This is a genomic window from Parabacteroides distasonis ATCC 8503 (assembly GCF_000012845.1).
Lineage (GTDB): Bacteria > Bacteroidota > Bacteroidia > Bacteroidales > Tannerellaceae > Parabacteroides > Parabacteroides distasonis.
Genome location: NC_009615.1, coordinates 2,458,416 through 2,477,142, shown reverse-complemented (window position 1 = coordinate 2,477,142; position 18,727 = coordinate 2,458,416). Strand labels below are relative to the sequence as shown.

The following is an 18,727-nucleotide window of genomic DNA, read 5'->3' as shown; positions in this document are numbered from 1 at the left end:
CTTTGATTAATTGTTAATATGTAATGTATTCTTATTGGTTTGAATCTTCGGTCTCTTCCTGAACAAACTCGTAGGCTCCTATGGTCGGGCCGTTCGAACTGGTTAGCCGGTTGACACCGTAACGATCGATCGGATAATTCTTCGTTATCTCGGGATCTGCTTTTCCGACTCCGGTAGTCGATACGGAATCTGGCCGGAAATCATAGGTGTATTTATTTTGCTTACCTCCTACTTTCCGATAGGAAGGAGTCTTTTTGATAAACAAGACCTCCTTGAAGTGATCGCTGGAGGATTCTTTGGCTTTAAGCGCACAGTGATTGAACCGATAATCGAAATCTGTACTGCCATCTGCTTTTAATTCGACATCGTAACTTCCATCGATAGTGCAATTGTCAAAATAAGCTTGCGTGATAGGATACGGGCCATTTCCGTCTACTGTTACGTTATTGAGCAAGTATAGGCATTTACTATCCAAAGGAACAGTCTCGCTGGCCATTTCCCTTTTGGTTAAACTCATGTAATTAGCCATCGTACAGTGAGCGAAGTAATATTTACCACCGACTAAAGTGAGTACACTTCCTCCGGCATTGCTGAATTCCGTATTTGTAGCGATAACATCACAATTGATGGCGAAGAATAGATCGCTCCCCATATTCGTGATCTGTGAGTTGTTTATCTTGATCTTTGGGCGGTCCGGGGTGGAAAGCTCGCAATATACACCGGAGGTACCATTACGTACGATTACATTATCCCAGACATTCCCGTAGCTATCCGCCTTAAAGGTAATGCCTCCCCATTGCCCGGGAGTCCGGTCATACGGTAATATATCATTTAGTATATAATCCAAACGATCGCCTCGGAAAGTGATAGGCTCATCCAAGGTGCCTAAAGCGTTCATGGAGCCGTGAACGATCAGGCTCGCTTTATCATGCATATAGAAAGTAGCCCCCTTCTCGATATTCAATGAAACCCCTTTAGCGATAACCAAACTATCGTAGATCAAGTAAGGACGATTGGCCGTGAGGATAGAATCTTTTGTAATCGTAACACCGCCTTTGTAAAGATTAACATCCTGCCCGTAGGCTTCCAATAATACGGATTGACGGATGCCATTCACGGTGAAAAGTACGGAATCCTGTATCAACAGAGGTTGATTGCCACCATTCGGATCGACCGTTACTTCCACGAATACATACATGCTGTCGTTGGCGAGTATCCCTACATTATTAAATGAGCTACCTTTGCGTCCATCCACATTCATGCGGAAGCCGGTAGCCTCTCCACTGGCCAGCATGATGGACTCAATGCTCAGAGGTTCACTATTTTTATTGTAGATCATAAATTGACGGGTGGTAGAACCGATCGTACTGAAGATCGTATCAAAAGCGAGCGTGTCTGTCGAGAAGCTTAGCCGGTAAGTCGGGTTGGTGGAATAATGATCATCCAAACCGTCGCATGCCGGAAGCATGTTCAACAGAAGCGTTGCGAGTATAAATAGCGTTATCGTTAATCTTTTCATTTTCGTAAATGTTAACTGTAAATATCTTGTGTTCTTGTTTTAATAGATAAACAAAATTATCATAAAAAAGTTGCAAGACATTAACATAAAAAAAGAGGATAGACACGGTTATCGTGTCTTTCCTCTTCTTATAACGCAAAAAACGTTGGTTTATTTTGCGGGGATGCTCTTTAATAATTCAAGAAGGTGGCTCCACCATAAACCGACCGTAGCGATCTCGATACGCTCGTTGGGTGAATGTACGTCACGCAAAGTAGGCCCGAAAGAGATCATATCCAGTTTCGGATATTTTTCCAAGAACAAACCGCACTCTAATCCGGCGTGGATGGCCATGATCTTGGCGTCTTTGTTGAATAGGCGTTTGTAAGTCTCCTGTGCGATCTTCAAGATCTTAGAGTCGGGGTTCGGGGCCCATCCCGGATAGCCATCGCCATGTTTTACATCTGCTCCAGCCAATAGGAACGTGGAGGCTACCGTATTGGCGATAGCGATCTTGCATGATTCGATAGAGCTACGCTGGCTGGTACCGATCAAGATCGTATTGCCTTCTTTCATCTTTATGGAAGCAAGGTTGGTAGAAGTCTCTACCAAGCCTTCTATATCGTGGCTCATACCGATTACGCCGTGCGGACAAGCGTGCAAGGCGTAGATTAATTTCTCGGCGGTGGCATTGTCGATATGATACTCCGGACGATCCGTGGACTCCATCGCTAACTGAACGCTCGGGTCTACATGTTTCAACTCATTTTCAACGTCGGCGGCGAAATGGTTCAGCAAGATACGTACATCCTCCTTATTTTCCGGATGCAAGCCGATCACGGCGTGTGCCTCGCGAGCGATTGCGTTACGTAAGTTTCCTCCATCGATAGAGCAAAGAACGAAATCATATTTCTTTTTCAATAAGAATAAGAAACGAACCAATATCTTGTTGGCATTGCCTAATCCTTTGTGGATCTCGCCACCGGAGTGACCGCCATTCAACCCTTTCACATCGATACGGAAATACTGCATCTTATCGGACGTAGGAACTGGCTCATAATGGAAAGTCGCTTGTGTGTCTTTACCTCCGGCGCAACCCATAAAGATCTCTCCCTCGTCCTCGCTATCGAGATTTAACAAGATATCTCCGGTCATGAAACCTTCTTTCAAGGCTTTCGCTCCGGTCAAACCTGTTTCTTCGTCTACTGTGAACAAACATTCGATCGGACCGTGTTGGATATCATCGGAGGCAAGCAAAGCCAACTCGGCCGCTACACCGATACCATTATCGGCTCCCAAAGTAGTGCCGTTGGCACGCAGCCATTCGCCGTCGACGATCGTCTCGATCGGATCATTGTCGAAATCGTGTTTCGTACCGTTATTTTTCTCGCAAACCATATCCATGTGAGACTGCAATACGACTACCGGACGATCCTCCATTCCCGGAGTGGCAGGCTTTGACATTAAAAGGTTGCCGGCTTCATCTTTCTTGATAGCTATTTTATACTCTTTCGCGAATGATTCTAGGAATTCAATCATTTTGCCTTCCTTTTTTGAGGGGCGAGGCACTTGGGTTACTTGATGGAAGAACTTCCATACGATAGTAGGCTTTAAATCAGTAATCTTCATAATGTTACAATGTATTATAGATGTTACTCTAAAGTTAATAAAACCGCAACTGAAAGAGCTTAGTTCGAAAAAAAGTAGAATAAAATGCCAAAAAGACACTTAGTAATCACTTAAACTCTTATATTTGCGTCCACAAATATAGAGAAAATGCTTACAACGTTATTATTTACGGTCATAATTCTTGTTATCAGTGTCGTGTTGCTATCGATAAAAGTGCTGTTGAAAAAGGGAGGAAGGTTCCCGAATACGCATATCGAAGGAAACAGGGCGTTGGGTAAGAAAGGTATATTTTGTGCGAAGACCATGGATCGTATGGCGGTGAAGCAAAAGGGACTCTATGACATCATGAACGAAATAAAAGAATAAAAAAATAAGATTTAAATTGCACTTTATGAAGAACATTAACTACGTTATTAACGGTGTGCTAGCGGTGGCTGTCGTAATCTTGTATATTATGCAATTTTCCGGCAAGAAAGAATCAAGCGTAACAAGAACATTCGCGTCAGCGGGAGACACAACGGCCTTACTTCCGATCGCTTATGTAAATGTGGATTCCCTGTTACTTAATTACAATTATTCCAAGGATCTGAACGAGATCATCTTGAAGAAACAAGAGAATTCCCGTGCTAACATCACCCAGAAAGCCCGTAGTTTACAAGGCGAGATGCAAGATTTCCAGCGTAAGGTAGAAAATAACGCTTTCCTTACCCGTGAGAGGGCGGAGCAAGAGCAACAACGTTTATTGAATAAGCAACAAGAGTTGCAGAACTTAGATAACCAATTGGCTCAAGAGTTGATGCAAGAGCAGCAGAAGTTGAACGAGCAATTACGCGATACGGTTGTTTCTCAATTGAAGGCTTTCAATCTGGGTAGAGGCTATCAAGTGGTATTCAGCAATACGGTAGGAGATAATATCCTTTTGGCTGGCGATTCCTATGATATCACAGGCGAATTGCTGGAATACTTGAATAAGAATTATTCCTCTCCGGCCAAGTAAGCTATTAATAGAATTTATAAAAGAAAGGGTGTATCAAAGGAACGTTTGATACACCCTTTTTTTAACGGTGCTTACCGGGGACTTTATAGAAGATATACTGTATCTGCAAAGTAATATATACTGCGTTGGCCTGGTCAGTATATATTCATCGGTCGGGTCAGTAGCACTGCGTTTTGCGGCCAATTACTCTTTAGGAGTAACGAAAGCGGTATATACCTGTAAGATAGCGGCTACGCTCAAGCAAAGGATCCACTCGGTACGGTTGTTGAACATAAAGCCGGAAGATACGATCATTAGAAGTCCGGCGAATACGTTGAAACGGTGGAGCCGGCGGCGACGAAAGTCCAAGTCCTTAACCGGAAGGGTCAGATAGCAAACGGCTATACCCGCCGCACCGACAGCGAATAAATAAGGGGCGACAGCCCAATGAGTAAGAAACAATATGGCACCGGCTAATACGAGTAATCCCGCTACGCCGAAAATAATCGATCTGATTTGTTGATTCATTTATTTGTCCTTGATAATAAAAACATCCTCGTTCGACCTTTTCATGAAATACTCTTCACGGGCGAAACGTTCCAGTCCCTCCTTGTCCGTATGAAGGTCGTTTAATTTCTTGCTGTTGATCTCGATCTCCTTTTGGTAATGTTTGATCTCTTTCTCCAAACCGCGTATTTTCTCGTCGTACGTATAGCGTTTATACAGGCTGCTATCGCCCACCGTAAAGGTGACGATAAGGAACACGATGGTAACCAACCAATAAGCGTTGATCCACGATAGATACTTTATGTAAAACTCTTTTATGCGTGACATCAGAACATCGTTTTCGCGAAGATAATGAATTATTTTGTTTATCTTTGTCTTATCAATAAAAAGCAGAGAATGGATAATTATATTGTATCGGCAAGAAAATATCGCCCGTCCACTTTCCGGAGTGTAGTAGGGCAGAAGTCTCTTACCACTACGCTGAAAAACGCGATACAAAGTAACAAATTAGCGCATGCTTACCTGTTTTGCGGTCCTCGTGGAGTAGGAAAGACCTCGTGTGCCCGTATCTTTGCGAAGACGATCAATTGCTTGAATCCGACGGCGGATGGCGAGGCTTGCAATGCGTGCGAGTCGTGCCGGGCTTTCAATGAGCAGCGTTCTTACAATATCCATGAACTGGATGCCGCCTCGAATAACTCGGTGGACGATATCCGTACCTTGATCGACCAAGTGCGTATCCCGCCTCCAATCGGTAAATACAAAGTCTTCATTATTGACGAGGTCCATATGTTGACAACCGCCGCTTTCAACGCATTCTTGAAGACATTGGAGGAACCTCCGCATCATGCTCTCTTTATCTTGGCTACGACCGAGAAGCACAAGGTGCTTCCCACGATCCTTTCCCGTTGTCAGATCTATGATTTCTCCCGTATATCCATCGCCGACATGGTGGAGCATTTGCAATATGTCTCTTCGCAAGAGGGGGTAACTGCGGAACCGGAAGCCTTGAACGTGATCGCTCAGAAGGCGGATGGAGGTATGCGCGACGCTTTGTCTATCTTTGACCAAGTGGTAAGTTTCACGAATGGCAATATCACGTATCAAGCGGTTATCGATAACTTGAACGTGCTGGATTATGAGTATTATTTTCGTCTGACAGATGCGATCTTATCCGGCAATGTGCGGGCTTCTTTATTGATCTTGAATGAGATATTAGGCAAAGGATTCGACGGGCAGAATATCATAACCGGTTTGGCTGGGCATTTCCGGGACTTATTGGTATGCCGGGATGAGTCCACCTTGGTGCTATTCGAGGTGGGAGCTTCTATACGGGAACGATATAAGGAGATGGCGAAACATTGTCCGGATCAACTTCTGTTCAAGGCGATAGAGCTAGCGAATACGTGCGATTTGAATTACCGTGCCAGCCGCAATAAGCGTCTTTTATTGGAATTGACGTTGATTCAGCTCTGTCAATTAACACAGGTGGCCGTCGACGATAAAAAAAAAGCGTTAATTGAGCCGATTGCTGGGACGAATCCGTCTTCTCAAGCGGTGAATAGCGGGCAGCCCCAACAGCCGCCTCAAGCTCCTTCAGTTACGGCAGCGGCCGGTGCTCCACAAGTTATGAGTACGCACATGCCGAGCTCGGTTCCTGCGCCACCTCCGTCTACAGCGCCTAATCCGGCTCGTAAAACGGCTCGTCCGATGGGGATCTCCATGAAGGAGATCGGAGTGGAGAAGCCTAAGCAACAAACCGTTCAACAAGCGACAACGAACGTAAAGGAGGTAGTAACTCCCTTTGACAATGATTCCTTGGTTCGTGAATGGGATAATTACGCCGCAACGATTGACAAGAAAGTGTATCTTAAGAATACGATGATCAATTGCAAGCCTACCTTGCAAGAGAATTATTATTTCGAGGTAGCTGTACATAACCCGGGGCAGCAAGAGGAATTGATCAATAATGCGATCCATATCCTGCCATTTCTCCGCCAGCATCTTAATAACAGCCGCATCCAGATGCGTGTCCGGATCGTAGAGGGAAATGAGAAGCACTTGGCTTATACATCCACGGAGAAGCTAGAGCTGCTGATGAAGATAAATCCTACCTTGGGTCGTTTGAGGGATGAGTTTAATTTGACGTTAGATTAAGTAGATGTGCTAAAGATCCCAAGAAGGGATCTTTAGTCTTATTTTTTATTCCTTTGTCTCAAGATAAACCACTTGAGTTTGCAAATACTCCTCAAGTCCATGTTTTCCGTCCGCACCACCGATTCCGGATTTGCGCCATCCCGCATGGAAGCCTTGCATAGCCTCAAAATTCTCACGGTTAATATAAGTCTCCCCGAATTTTAAGGAACGCATTACCTTGAATGCGTTATCCAAGTTTTGTGTATATACGGAAGATGTCAATCCATATTCGCAATCATTCGCCCATGCGATAGCGTCGTTGATGTCCGAATATTCGACAACCGGTAGCACGGGGCCAAAAGTCTCTTCTTGTATGATATCCATTTTCTGCGTAACACAATCCAAAACGGTCGGTTCGAAGAAATATCCTTTTGTACCGATCCTATGACCACCACACAGTAGCCTAGCACCTTGCTGGATCGCTCTTTCTACTTTTTTCTCCATAGACTTCAACGCACTGGCTTCGATAAGAGGTCCCATATCCAGATCCGCGATCTCATTGGGGTTTCCTACTTTTACCTGCTTCATGCCGGCGACTAGTTTTTCCATGAAGGTCTCTTTTATCGCTTTGTCTACATAAACCCGTTCGGCACAATTACATACCTGTCCGGTATTGATCACACGAGAGGCAATAATGGATTTAACGGCGAGATCGACATCTGCGTCCTTCATCACGATAGCCGGGGCTTTACCTCCTAACTCCAGAGAAACTTTCGTGATATTAGGAGCGGCGGCTGCCATGGTCTGTTGTCCGGCTCCCACGCTTCCTGTCAGACTTACCATGCCTACTTTCGGATTCGCCGAGAGTTCATGACCAATCACGCTACCCCGTCCATTTACTAGATTGAAAACGCCGGCAGGCAAACCTGCCTCCTCCACGATCTGCGCGAATACATATGCGTTCTCTGGCGTAAGCTGGCTAGGTTTTATTACGATCGTATTTCCGGTGATCAAGGCCGGCGCGGCTTTACGAGCGACTAGAAAGAATGGGAAATTCCAAGGTAGGATACCTGTCGTTACTCCAATCGGTCTCTTAAATAAGAAAATGTTTTCATGAGGGCGGTCACTGGGAATGATTTCCCCTTCGTACCGGCGGGCCCAGCCTGCCATGTAATCCATATAGTCCGCGGTAAAAAGGACTTCAACATTGGCGAGTCCTTGGGTTTTGCCTCCTTCACGGACGATGATGTCGGTCAGTTCCTTCTCTCTCTTACGGATGCCAGCCGCTATCTTTGTCAGATAAGCAGCCCTTTCTATGGAGGGCGTTCTTTCCCATTGATTCTGCGCTTTCTCTGCGGCATCGATCGCTTTTCTGGCATCTTCAACCGTCCCGTCGGGCATCAGTGAAATAACCTCTTCGGTAGAAGGATTCAATACCTTGATCCATTTCCCAGACTCATTATCAATGAATCTGCCATCTATAAACATTTTCAATTCTTTCATGATACTATTTTTAGGTTGAATAATTTGTTCTTAAAAGTACGGAAAGGAAGGAATGGCAATGTTTTAAAAATGATAATAGTTCTATCAGAAATGATAGTGAATCAAGATAATAGGGTAGATATAGGAAAAACAGCCTCAAGAAGTTGATCTTCTCAAGGCTGTTTTTTTATAGAATGATCGTTTTTCGTTTTAGCAGGCTTTGAAGCTCATGTCCAAGCTCTTCACGGAGTGAGTCAATGCCCCTACGGAGATGAAGTCTACGCCACATTCCGCGTAATCACGTAATGTGTCGAACGTGATACCGCCGGAAGACTCTACTTCGAAACGTCCGTTGATGCGGCGAACCGCTTCTTTTGTATTCTCGATATTGAAATTATCCAACATAATACGATCGATACCGCCTACTTTCATGGCTTGTTCCAACTCGTCGAAGTTACGAACCTCGATCTCGATCTTTAGGTTCTTACCTTTTTCTTTCAGATAGTTTTGCGCACGTGTAATCGCTTGCTCGATGCCTCCAGCAAAATCCACATGATTATCTTTCAATAAGATCATATCGAACAAACCGATGCGATGGTTCATGCCGCCACCGATACGTACGGCCTCTTTCTCGATCATACGCATACCGGGAGTTGTCTTGCGAGTATCCAAAACGTGTGTCTTGGTACCTTCCAACGCCTTGGCGTATTTACGGGTCGTAGTAGCGATACCGCTCATGCGTTGCATAACGTTCAGCATCAACCGTTCGGTCTGCAATAAGGATTGGATCTTACCTTCCACCACGAACGCTATATCCCCTTTTTTCACTTCGGCTCCGTCTTGTATAAAGACCGTCATTTTCAGTTCCGGATCGAAGTCGTGGAAGATACGTTTAGCCATTTCCACGCCGGCCAATACGCCATCTTCCTTGATGATCAGCTGGCTTTTCCCCATCGCTGTCTCGGGGATGCAACATAAGGTGGTATGATCGCCATCGCCAATATCCTCGGCAAACGCTAATTTGATTAAGTCGTCAATAAGTTTGTCCATCTTTTATTCTATTCTGATTGATTGTATAATCGCTGTATTCCCTTCGGCACGGTACGTGATGTTTACACGATACTCACCGGAAGACGTCGGAAGCTTTCCGACAAGGAAACCGCTTTCCTTTTTATCCGCATGATGTACGACCGAGAATCCGGAAGGCTTATTCGAACTGAAAAATGAGGACAACATAGAGACGGCCTCACTTCCGTTACATTTCTTAGAGGAACTGGGCAAGGCTACATCCACCACCTTATCCATAGCACCGGATAGAGAGGAGGCATTTCCTGCCTTGAAAGCATTTGATATACTGGTAATATCCGCCGCCTGCGCACATACGAACGCGAATATCAAGGCGAATGTAAGTAAGAGTCGTTTCATAAGCTTTCTTTATTTTATTGAGTAATTAGTGGCAAAGGTATGTATTTTTCTTGTAACTTAGCCTTTCTAAACATGTAAATGTAAGTAGATGAAGATTGGACTGATTGTGATTGGTAAGACGGATGCCGGTTATTTTGTGGAGGCTATCAATGAGTATAAAAATCGCTTGACACATTATATACCCTTTGAAATGGAAGTCATACCGGATATAAAGAACGTGAAGAATCTCTCTGAGGCGCAGCAAAAGGAGAAGGAGGGAGAATTGATTTTAAAGGCCTTGCAGCCCGGCGATTATTTGGTGTTGCTGGATGAGAAAGGGAAGGAGTTTACCTCCATGCAATTTTCTACTTATCTGGAAAAGAAAATGCATACGGTCCCGAAACGCTTGGTATTTGTGGTAGGCGGTCCTTACGGTTTTAGTGAAGCTGTGTATAAGGCGGCATCGGAAAAGATCTCGTTGAGCAAGATGACTTTTTCCCACCAGATGATCCGACTGATCTTTATCGAGCAGATTTACCGGGCAATGACGATCTTGAATAACGAGCCTTATCATCACGAGTAGTTGCGTCGGTTAACGGCAGTATAGGCGTAGCCCTATACCTATACTGCCGTAAGCTCACGCCTATACTGGCGTAGCCTTACGGCAATACTGGTGTTTTTTTACCCGGATTAATGGACTAATTTCAACCCGACGATCCCTATCAATATCAAAGATAAGAACAATAACCTGAATATATTTGCGGAATCATGGAAAAACAAGATTCCAAGAAGAACAGTCCCTATAGCCCCGATCCCGGTCCAGATTACATAAGCCGTACCGATTGGGATGCTTTTCTGGGCGAGATATAAGAAATAGCCGCTTAAGCCCATGGATAAGATCGATAAACCTATAAACCAAATAAAATATTTGGAATGCATACTTGCTAATTTAAAGCCCAGCGGCCAGCCGATCTCGAATAATCCGGCTATAATTAACAGAATCCAAGCCATATAGAATTAGTCTTAAAAGTTTTCCCGTGTCTTTTGGATCAATAAATAATCCAATAAAGTCATGGCGGTCATAGACTCGACGATAGGTACCGCACGAGGCAATACGCATGGATCATGACGTCCGCGTGCCTTTAATATCGTATCCTCTCCCTCCATATTAACCGTTTCTTGTTCCATCAAGATCGTAGCGACCGATTTAAAGGCTACCCGGAAATAAATATCTTGTCCGTTGGATATCCCTCCTTGGATACCGCCGGAATTATTGGTACGAGTATTGATATGCCCGTTATCATTGAAAAAGCGATCGTTCCTTTCCGATCCGCGGAAGAAGGCGGCGTTGAATCCGTCTCCATACTCGAAGCCTTTCACGGCGTTGATCGTAAGCATCGCATGTCCCAACGCGGCATGTAACTTGCCGAACACAGGCTCTCCCAATCCGACGGGAACCCCTTTCGCCACACAGGTAATAACACCGCCGATCGTATCTCCTTTTGATTTGACCTCAGCGATCAAGGTTTCCATCTCTGAGGCGGTCTTCGGGTCCGGGCAACGTACATCGCTCTTTTCCGTCAAGCTTAAATCATAATCTTGGTAACTACCCGCTAATTTGATCGGGCCGACCTGCGAGGTATAAGCTTGAATCTGTATGCCGTATTGCTTAAGGGCGAGTTTAGCGATAGCCCCAGCCACGCAACGAGCGATCGTTTCCCGGGCGGACGAACGTCCACCTCCACGGGGATCACGGATTCCATATTTCGTTTGATAGGTATAATCAGCATGGGAAGGACGGTAAACCGTTTTCATATTGTCATAGTCCGAGGAATGTTGGTTTTTGTTCCAGATGATGAAACCTATCGGCGTACCGGTTGTCTTTCCCTCGTAGATACCGGAAAGAAACTGTACCTCATCATCCTCTTTACGGGGGGTCGTGATACGGGATTGTCCCGGTTTACGACGGTTCAGCTCTTGCTGGATGAATGCCGTATCTAATTCGATCCCGGCTGGGCATCCGTCGATCACGCCGCCGATACCGGGACCGTGCGATTCGCCGAACGATGTTAATCTATAAATATTACCAAAAGTATTCACCGTTTTGTCTAATTGAAAATTGAAAACTGAAAATTGAGAATCAAAAGCCGATGATTAGGCACTTCTCCTAATTTTCAATTTTCAATTCTCAATTTCCCTTTATTTAGTGGCATCCACCACAACCGCAGCCACCCTCGTGGTTATCGCCACAATCGCTACCGCAATCGTCGCAACCGCAACTGCATCCACCTGCGGGAGCGGAGAAGGCAGCGATCTCTTCCGCTGTCGGTTCGTGTACGTCGATTACCTCGCCGCTGAAATGCAAAGTCTCGCCAGCCAACGGATGGTTGAAGTCCATTACCACGATATCATCCTTCACTTCCAATACGGAGCCGTTCATACGGTTGCCATTAGAATCCATCATCGGTACGGTATTACCTTCCTTGATCATCTCGGCGTCGAATTTACCGTCTACCTCGAAGATATTCTTCGGAAGATCCAATACGTGCTCCTCGTTATATTCGCCATAAGCCTCGGCTGGCTCGATGGAGAAGTTGAACGTGCCACCTACTTCCAGCCCGTTCAAGGCTTTCTCGAATGCCGGAAGCATCATGCCTGTTCCGTAGATGAATTTCAAAGGAGCCTCGACCGTCGCTTTTTCCATTAACTCACGTTCTTCACCTTCGCCAACGTTCAGGTCGTATGTAACCGCAACGTATTTGTTTGCTGTAATTTTCATTTGTCTTGTATTTTAAATATGTATAGAAATGCTCGCAAAGATACGATTTTATTTCTTATCCACCGCCTTTTTAAGAGCGTTCATCGCTTTATCTAAAACAGAGCGGGGGCAGCCAATGTTCAAACGCATATGGCCTTCTCCCCCGGGGCCGAAGATACTTCCGTCGTTCAGCGCTAGTCCGGCTTTGTCTTTGAACAGGTGTACGAGTTCATCTTGACTTAATTCCAGTTCCCTGCAATCCAACCAAACGAGGAAGGAGGCTTGGGGCTGGTAAACTTTTATCTTGGGGAGATGTAGTTTCATGAACTCTTCCACGAAACGTACATTCTCCATGATATACATTCGCATTTGTTGCAACCATTCGGCGCCATAGGTGTAAGCGGCGGTTGTCGCCGTATAAGCGAAGATCGTGCCATCGCCAAACTCTCCGGCCTCAAGGAAAGAGTAAAATTCTTCCCGGATGCGATCATTGGGTACGATTGCGTAGGAAGTCACGATACCGGCGATATTGAACGTCTTGCTCGGTGCCATGAAAGTCACGCTGCAGGAAGCGGCGGTATCCGATACGGAGGCGAACGGGTAATGCGTGTACTGAGGATAGGCCATTTCCGCATGAATCTCATCGGAGATAACCAAAATATTGTGCTTGGCGCAAATCTCGGCCAATCGGACCAAGGTTTCCTTTTTCCAGACGATCCCACCCGGATTGTGAGGGTTGCAGAGGATCAATACCTTGCATTTATCATCTATAATAGATTCAAGATGATCAAAATCCATCTCATAGATGCCGTCTACCATCTTTAGCGGATTATAAACGACCTCGCGCTTCATTTTCTCCGGAACGATGCGGAACGGGTGATAAACAGGGGGCTGGATGATGACCTTATCTCCTTTTTGCGTAAAGCATTGGATAGCGAAAGCGATTCCCTTTACGATTCCCGGGATATAGCTGATCCATTCCCGTTGTATTTTCCAGTTATGTTTGTAGTGTACCCAATTGATGATACTCTCGTAATACTCGTCGGAGCCGAATGTATAGCCGAATATCTCGTGCTCACAACGTTTCTTCAGGGCCTCTACAATAAAGTCCGGTGTGCGGAAATCCATATCCGCCACCCATAGTGGTATCAGATTCTCGTCACCGAACATCTCTTTCAAACGGTCGAATTTCACGCAACTCGTCCCATGCCGTTCGATAACTTCGTCGAAGTTGTAGTGTTTCATATTTTTATTAACGATCAGTTTCTTAATTGTTTTAGGGGTCAAACTTACATAAAAAACTGCGATTTTAAAGCAAAATATGTATAAAGATGATGTTTTTGTATAGTAGGAAACTTTATAAAAGACTTTTCTCTCTAAAAATAAAATCAGTGAATTTGCTTCTTGAAAAATAAGAGAAACAAATTCACCGAATAGTATAAGACATATAGTTTACTTTTGGTCGAAGATACTCTTAGCAATCTTTAATGAAGCTTTATGTGCATTGGCCAACATGGTTAATTCCTGTACAATATCCGGATGTTCTTCTGCTATATTGTATAATTCTCCAGGGTCAGTACCTAAATCATATAAAACAGGTTTATCATATATGATTTTATCCGTTGTTCCATAAGCTGGTCTATAAGAGAAATGGGCTTTATATTTACCTTTTCGAATCGCATATAATTCACTGCCTCTATAAAAGTAAAACACATCGCGTTTACAAGTAGACTTATCTTTTAATACATTTAGCAAGCTGATTCCATCATAATGCCGATCTGAAGGCAATGGAATTCCTGCTATCTCACAAAATGTAGGTAGTAAGTCTAATGTACTAGCCATATCCGTTATATATCCCGGTTTAACCATTGCTCCCCACATAATACATGGAACGCGGAACCCTCCTTCGAACATGGAAGCTTTGCCATCCTTTAACGGACCCGGTGATCCTCCTTCTTGTTTACATAAAAGCCATGGCCCATTATCAGATGTGAAAATAACCAATGTGTTTTTATCTAATCCTTCAGATTTTAATGTTTGCAAGATTTGTCCTACACTCCAATCCAGTTCCTCTACGGTGTCACCATATTTGCCTCTGGCTGATTTACCTTGAAAGTCAGTAGAGGCATATACAGGCATATGAGGCATAGGGTGTGCTAAATACAAGAAAAAAGGAGAATTCTCATTTGATTTAATGTAGCGGATAGCAGCTTCCGTCACTTGTTGCGTTAAATTATATTGTTGGGGCTCTCTTTCCAGTTCTTTTTCTTGTTCATAAATAATATATTCATAAGGATATTTTGTGTTGCCTAATTTAATTTGTTCCTTCCGACTCATATCATTGGAATAAGGATAACCGTAAAAATAGTCAAAGCCGTGACGTAATGGCATGTATTCTGGTAAATGTCCTAAATGCCATTTACCTATGCAAGCCGTATGATATCCGGCTTGTTTCAGCAGTTCAGCGATCGTTAGTTCCTCAGAAGGCAATCCCCCTTTGGAATCAGGAAACAGGACTCTGCGTTGATCTCCATACATTCCGGTACGGACTCCTAGGCGGCCTGTTAATAATCCGGCACGGCTAGGAGAAGAGACTGATGCTGAAACGTAAAAACTACTCCATTTTTGTCCTTCTATAGCCATTCGGTCGATATTCGGGGTTTTTATCGTAGGACTTCCGAAACAAGATAAGTCTCCATATCCCATATCATCACAATTGATAACTATGATATTGGGTTTTGTCGGTTGACTATGCCCGTCATACGAGGCTAAAACTCCTGTAATGTACAGTATATATTTAATTTTATTCATGGATTAATTGTTTATTAAACGACATGGCATTCGTGTCTTGATATTGTTTTTGTAAACGTATAAGCTCCTTTTCCAGTTGATGAGTGATATTCTCATATCCTGTTTTTCCATACAAGTTGTTCATCTCCATAGGATCTTCTTGTAGATCAAATAATTCCCATTTATCGATATCGTTATAAAAATGAATTAATTTATAACGTTCTGTGCGTACGCCATAATGACGTTTAACAGAATGCTCCGCAGGGTACTCATAAAAGTGGTAATAGAGTGATTTACGCCAGTTCTCAACTTTTTCTCCACGTAACAAAGGCAAAAAGGAAATACCATGCATATCGGATGGGATTTGGATTCCTGCTAAATCTAGGATGGTCGGTCCGTAATCAATGTTTTGGACAAACTCATCGATATCTCCTTTCTTTCCTCCCGGCAAACGAATTAATAAAGGAGTCCGGAAAGATTCCTCATACATGAAACGTTTATCGAACCATCCGTGTTCTCCCATATAGAATCCTTGGTCGGAAGTGTAGACAATCATTGTGTTCTCTAATAATCCTGTCTTTTCTAAATAATTCAATAATACTCCAATATTTCTGTCTATGGAATGGATGACACGTAAATAGTCTCGCATATATTGTTGATATTTCCATTCAGATAGTTGCTTACCAGAAAGTTTGTCTTTCTTGAATTTCTGAATGATTGGATCATAATGAGCATCCCAAGCTGCTTTCTCTTCGGGTGTCATACTGTTATACATGCTGCGTCCGGCATTCTCTAACCCTGTAGTTGTATGGATTTCATTTTCTTTATCAGCCATTTTTAAATCATAGACTAAATCCATATCTTTTATGATACTCATCTTTTGCTCATGAGCGGCTTGACGACCGTTGTAGTCGTCATAAAAATTGGCTGGTAACTCGAACGTCGTATCGCTGAAAAGTTGTAAATCACAAGTATCGGGCATCCATGTACGATGAGGAGCTTTGTGATGGAGTAACAAGCAGAAAGGCTTATTTTTATCATGTATATTCTCCATCCAGTCGATTGCTTTTTCTGTGATGACGTTGGTAACATAGCCTTTTGATGGGACCTGTTTCCCGTTTTTGATAAATGGAGCGTTGTAATAAATGCCTTGACCTATTAAAATTTCCGAATAATCAAATCCGGTAGGAGCGGAAGTTAGATGCCACTTTCCGATTATTGCTGTTTCATATCCGGCTTTTTGTAAAAGTTTGGGGTATGTTTGCTGGGAACCATCAAATGTGGAACTGTTATCAGTGAAACCATTAGCATGACTATGTTTACCGGTTAATATACAGGCTCGACTAGGTCCACTGATGGAATTGGCAACAAAGCTATTGGTAAAACGTACTCCCTCGTTTGCCAGTCGGTCTATATTGGGAGTTTGTATGAAGCGTTTATCATAAGCACTGATTGTCTGGTAAGAATGATCGTCAGACATGATATAGATGATATTCATCGGCTTTTTTCCTGCTATCTGCTCTGAATCTGTTTTTTTGATGTTGCAGGAAGTCGTAGCTATTAAAGCAGAGAATGTGAATAATAATTCTTTTTTCATTATTTAGACTTTTATTGTGTTCGTGATTAAGGTATTTGTTTGTTACAGGGTTTTAGCCTAAAATTTGTGAGGAAAGACTTTCTCTTTTATTAGGCTAAATCCTGTAATCAAGTAAATTACCAACCGGGGTTTTGGACCCATTGGTTACCTGTAAGCGATAGCATACGAGGTTGTATGGGCAATAAATAATCTCGTTCCGGATTGAATTGCCATCCGTTAGGATAATGCTTATTATTGAACGGTATGATATAGCGTTTGGAGTCGGAGGGCGTACCTGTTAAGAAAAGATTTTCACCTTCTTGCAGGCTTTCTCCATAAGCGGTTTCCAAAGAGCTCCCTTTGAATAATGCACCTGTTGGAGTTTTTCCAATAATGAGGATGTCTGCGGCGGCCCAGCGCAAGATATCTTGAAGCCGGCTTCCCTCTAAAGCTTTTTCTATGCGTCGTTCTCTTCGTACTGCTTGTATATATTTATCCAATTTATTAAACGGATAATCGGGATCGGTATTGAACTCTCTGTCGAAATCCATCTCGGGCATGCCCACACGCTCTCGAAGTGGCCTTAAGGCTTCTTTTATTTTGCTAGCGTTAGCCGCGCCATCTAATTCTGCCAGAGCCTCAGCGTAGTTTAATAAAATATCGGCGTAACGGAATTGTATAGCTGGCGCTTGGCTTTTGCCTTCCCCATCTATAGTAGGAATATAAGTCGTATTATATTCTACGTATTTTAGGATAGAATAACCTGTCGTATTTTGATTCCGGCTTTCCTCATTCAAAGGAGGAAGTTTGAATACGAATTCTCCATTTGGACGTAAATCTTGTCCTGGCATGCAAATGGTCTGGGATAATCGTGGGTCTCGTAAGTCCGGACTTAATTCGTCCCCGTACATTACCTTCGCTTTGTCTCGTTCGGAACCGACAAAAGGCTTTCCTTCTTTCGTTAAATAATCATCAACAAGAGAAGCGGATGCCCCACAAGTGCCACCTCCTTTATTTAAATAACGTGTTACGGAATGGCCGATGTTATTGGCGGCATCATATTTCTTCCACCATAAAACTTCTGGATTATGTGAGAGATCCAAAGTGATGAACAAGTCTCGATAAGCTGTATTGGGATTGCCTTTTGAGATGTTCCATACCCCTTCGTCTATTACATCTTTAGCGGCATCTGCGGCTTGCCGTAGATAAGAGTTGATTTTCTCATCAGTTACTTTTTTATCATAGAATGGCGTGTTTTTCGCACGATGGTATTTCTCCCAAGTACCTTCAAATAAAGCGACCTCACTCTTAAGCGCTCTTGCTACATCTTTGTGTACACGCATTGTCGAGCTATTGGTTTGAGTGTTTAGATGCTCGATCGCTATATCTAAATCCGCCAATATACTATCAGCGACCTCAAGCCTACTGTTTCGGGGACGTTCCATCTGTTCTTGAATCGGATCTAATACTTTCGTTAACCAAGTGACTTCTCCATAATTAACGAATAACCTATAATAATAGCAGGCTCTGAAGAAATAAGCTTCTCCGATGCATTGCTCCATTTCCGGACCGATCTCCTCGCAATTATCGAGGTTGTTGATTAAGAAGTTTAGACTTCTGATATGTTTATACTCTGTTAATTCGACAGCGGAACTTAATGTGGTTTCTCCCGCAAGACGTGTGTCTATTACATTACTCTGCATATTATCGCTATTCAAGTCTCCAAAGGCGATACCCGTTGGATTTCCAATGCTGTTAGATTGTTCCTTTATGGCAGAGTTTGCCACATCTTTGTCATTAATTTTAAGAGTTGATTCATAAAACTGATTCAGATACTTGGTGATTTCTGTTGTACTGGTGAAAGAATTGACAGAAGACAATTCTCCTTCCGGATATTTATCCATGTCGAAACAGCTACATAGCCCTAATAGACATAGGGAAACCATTGATAGATATATTCTTTTCATAAAT

Annotated in this window: 18 protein-coding genes; 4 read left to right on the top strand and 14 right to left on the bottom strand. The window is 43.4% G+C overall.

The features are described from left to right. Positions 1-31: 31 nt before the first annotated feature. The gene (locus BDI_RS10475; protein ID WP_011966688.1) at positions 32-1,519 is read right to left on the bottom strand and encodes a hypothetical protein; all 1,488 of its coding nucleotides are present in this window, start codon (positions 1,517-1,519) and stop codon (positions 32-34) included. A 150-nt stretch (positions 1,520-1,669) separates the two neighbouring features. Continuing rightward, the gene (locus tag BDI_RS10470; RefSeq protein WP_005854410.1) at positions 1,670-3,127 is read right to left on the bottom strand and encodes an aminoacyl-histidine dipeptidase; all 1,458 of its coding nucleotides are present in this window, start codon (positions 3,125-3,127) and stop codon (positions 1,670-1,672) included. Between the two features lie 147 nt (positions 3,128-3,274). Here BDI_RS10470 and BDI_RS10465 point away from each other — a divergent pair, with 147 nt between their 5' ends. Together BDI_RS10465 and BDI_RS10460 are read left to right on the top strand one after the other, a co-directional pair. Further along, positions 3,275-3,493 carry a hypothetical protein gene (locus BDI_RS10465; protein WP_005854411.1) on the top strand — a complete coding sequence of 73 codons (219 nt, stop codon included), beginning with the start codon at positions 3,275-3,277 and terminating at the stop codon, positions 3,491-3,493. A gap of 25 nt (positions 3,494-3,518) precedes the next feature. Then, the gene (locus BDI_RS10460; protein WP_005854413.1) at positions 3,519-4,124 is read left to right on the top strand and encodes an OmpH family outer membrane protein; all 606 of its coding nucleotides are present in this window, start codon (positions 3,519-3,521) and stop codon (positions 4,122-4,124) included. Positions 4,125-4,307: 183 nt separating this feature from the next. Here BDI_RS10460 and BDI_RS10455 read toward each other — a convergent pair whose 3' ends face one another. After that, positions 4,308-4,631: a hypothetical protein gene (locus BDI_RS10455; RefSeq protein WP_011966687.1), complete on the bottom strand. Its 324-nt coding sequence runs from the start codon at positions 4,629-4,631 to the stop codon at positions 4,308-4,310. Next, positions 4,632-4,937, bottom strand: coding sequence for an FtsB family cell division protein (locus BDI_RS10450; RefSeq protein ID WP_005854418.1), 306 nt, complete (start codon positions 4,935-4,937; stop codon positions 4,632-4,634). Positions 4,938-5,006: 69 nt separating this feature from the next. On the opposite strand from BDI_RS10450, the gene BDI_RS10445 reads away from it, so the two are divergent. Further along, on the top strand, positions 5,007-6,767 hold the full coding sequence (locus BDI_RS10445; protein ID WP_011966686.1) for a DNA polymerase III subunit gamma/tau: 1,761 nt from the start codon (positions 5,007-5,009) through the stop codon (positions 6,765-6,767). Positions 6,768-6,812: 45 nt separating this feature from the next. Here the strand turns inward: BDI_RS10445 and aldA are convergent, their stop codons facing one another. From aldA to BDI_RS10430, 3 genes are all read right to left on the bottom strand, one after another. Further along, positions 6,813-8,249, bottom strand: coding sequence for an aldehyde dehydrogenase (aldA, locus tag BDI_RS10440; RefSeq protein WP_009018110.1), 1,437 nt, complete (start codon positions 8,247-8,249; stop codon positions 6,813-6,815). 189 nt (positions 8,250-8,438) lie between these two features. Further along, positions 8,439-9,278 (bottom strand): carboxylating nicotinate-nucleotide diphosphorylase, encoded by an 840-nt coding sequence (gene nadC, locus BDI_RS10435; protein ID WP_009018111.1) that lies wholly within the window; start codon positions 9,276-9,278, stop codon positions 8,439-8,441. Positions 9,279-9,281: 3 nt separating this feature from the next. Beyond that, the gene (locus BDI_RS10430) at positions 9,282-9,653 is read right to left on the bottom strand and encodes a DUF4783 domain-containing protein (protein ID WP_005854427.1); all 372 of its coding nucleotides are present in this window, start codon (positions 9,651-9,653) and stop codon (positions 9,282-9,284) included. Between the two features lie 88 nt (positions 9,654-9,741). Here BDI_RS10430 and rlmH point away from each other — a divergent pair, with 88 nt between their 5' ends. Then, on the top strand, positions 9,742-10,215 hold the full coding sequence (rlmH, locus tag BDI_RS10425; RefSeq protein ID WP_005854430.1) for a 23S rRNA (pseudouridine(1915)-N(3))-methyltransferase RlmH: 474 nt from the start codon (positions 9,742-9,744) through the stop codon (positions 10,213-10,215). A gap of 107 nt (positions 10,216-10,322) precedes the next feature. Here rlmH and BDI_RS10420 read toward each other — a convergent pair whose 3' ends face one another. From BDI_RS10420 to BDI_RS10390, 7 genes are all read right to left on the bottom strand, one after another. Beyond that, complete coding sequence (locus BDI_RS10420; protein WP_005854432.1) at positions 10,323-10,643, bottom strand: DMT family transporter; 321 nt, start codon at positions 10,641-10,643, stop codon at positions 10,323-10,325. 12 nt (positions 10,644-10,655) lie between these two features. After that, on the bottom strand, positions 10,656-11,732 hold the full coding sequence (gene aroC / locus BDI_RS10415) for a chorismate synthase (protein ID WP_005854434.1): 1,077 nt from the start codon (positions 11,730-11,732) through the stop codon (positions 10,656-10,658). A 103-nt stretch (positions 11,733-11,835) separates the two neighbouring features. Further along, a complete protein-coding gene (locus BDI_RS10410; RefSeq protein WP_005854436.1) occupies positions 11,836-12,411 on the bottom strand; it encodes an FKBP-type peptidyl-prolyl cis-trans isomerase in 576 nt (191 codons plus the stop codon). Between the two features lie 48 nt (positions 12,412-12,459). After that, positions 12,460-13,635, bottom strand: a complete 1,176-nt coding sequence (locus BDI_RS10405; protein ID WP_011966685.1) for a MalY/PatB family protein — start codon at positions 13,633-13,635, stop codon at positions 12,460-12,462. Positions 13,636-13,842: 207 nt separating this feature from the next. Further along, positions 13,843-15,201 carry a sulfatase family protein gene (locus tag BDI_RS10400; protein WP_011966684.1) on the bottom strand — a complete coding sequence of 453 codons (1,359 nt, stop codon included), beginning with the start codon at positions 15,199-15,201 and terminating at the stop codon, positions 13,843-13,845. After that, on the bottom strand, positions 15,194-16,777 hold the full coding sequence (locus tag BDI_RS10395; RefSeq protein WP_011966683.1) for a sulfatase family protein: 1,584 nt from the start codon (positions 16,775-16,777) through the stop codon (positions 15,194-15,196). Before BDI_RS10395 ends, BDI_RS10400 begins: the two co-directional genes overlap by 8 nt. Positions 16,778-16,893: 116 nt before the next feature. Then, on the bottom strand, positions 16,894-18,723 hold the full coding sequence (locus tag BDI_RS10390) for a RagB/SusD family nutrient uptake outer membrane protein (RefSeq protein WP_011966682.1): 1,830 nt from the start codon (positions 18,721-18,723) through the stop codon (positions 16,894-16,896). Between the last annotated feature and the right edge of the window lie 4 nt (positions 18,724-18,727).

Excerpts from the sequence above, each read along its gene's own strand:
- rlmH (WP_005854430.1), top strand. The coding sequence starts at position 9,742 with ATGAAGATTGGACTGATTGTGATTGGTAAGACGGATGCCGGTTATTTT.
- BDI_RS10390 (WP_011966682.1), bottom strand. The coding sequence starts at position 18,723 with ATGAAAAGAATATATCTATCAATGGTTTCCCTATGTCTATTAGGGCTA.
- BDI_RS10470 (WP_005854410.1), bottom strand. The coding sequence starts at position 3,127 with ATGAAGATTACTGATTTAAAGCCTACTATCGTATGGAAGTTCTTCCAT.
- BDI_RS10475 (WP_011966688.1), bottom strand. The coding sequence starts at position 1,519 with ATGAAAAGATTAACGATAACGCTATTTATACTCGCAACGCTTCTGTTG.
- BDI_RS10400 (WP_011966684.1), bottom strand. The coding sequence starts at position 15,201 with ATGAATAAAATTAAATATATACTGTACATTACAGGAGTTTTAGCCTCG.
- BDI_RS10455 (WP_011966687.1), bottom strand. The coding sequence starts at position 4,631 with ATGAATCAACAAATCAGATCGATTATTTTCGGCGTAGCGGGATTACTC.
- aldA (WP_009018110.1), bottom strand. The coding sequence starts at position 8,249 with ATGAAAGAATTGAAAATGTTTATAGATGGCAGATTCATTGATAATGAG.
- nadC (WP_009018111.1), bottom strand. The coding sequence starts at position 9,278 with ATGGACAAACTTATTGACGACTTAATCAAATTAGCGTTTGCCGAGGAT.
- BDI_RS10445 (WP_011966686.1), top strand. The coding sequence starts at position 5,007 with ATGGATAATTATATTGTATCGGCAAGAAAATATCGCCCGTCCACTTTC.
- BDI_RS10420 (WP_005854432.1), bottom strand. The coding sequence starts at position 10,643 with ATGGCTTGGATTCTGTTAATTATAGCCGGATTATTCGAGATCGGCTGG.
- BDI_RS10405 (WP_011966685.1), bottom strand. The coding sequence starts at position 13,635 with ATGAAACACTACAACTTCGACGAAGTTATCGAACGGCATGGGACGAGT.
- BDI_RS10450 (WP_005854418.1), bottom strand. The coding sequence starts at position 4,937 with ATGTCACGCATAAAAGAGTTTTACATAAAGTATCTATCGTGGATCAAC.
- BDI_RS10430 (WP_005854427.1), bottom strand. The coding sequence starts at position 9,653 with ATGAAACGACTCTTACTTACATTCGCCTTGATATTCGCGTTCGTATGT.
- BDI_RS10395 (WP_011966683.1), bottom strand. The coding sequence starts at position 16,777 with ATGAAAAAAGAATTATTATTCACATTCTCTGCTTTAATAGCTACGACT.
- BDI_RS10465 (WP_005854411.1), top strand. The coding sequence starts at position 3,275 with ATGCTTACAACGTTATTATTTACGGTCATAATTCTTGTTATCAGTGTC.
- BDI_RS10460 (WP_005854413.1), top strand. The coding sequence starts at position 3,519 with ATGAAGAACATTAACTACGTTATTAACGGTGTGCTAGCGGTGGCTGTC.
- BDI_RS10410 (WP_005854436.1), bottom strand. The coding sequence starts at position 12,411 with ATGAAAATTACAGCAAACAAATACGTTGCGGTTACATACGACCTGAAC.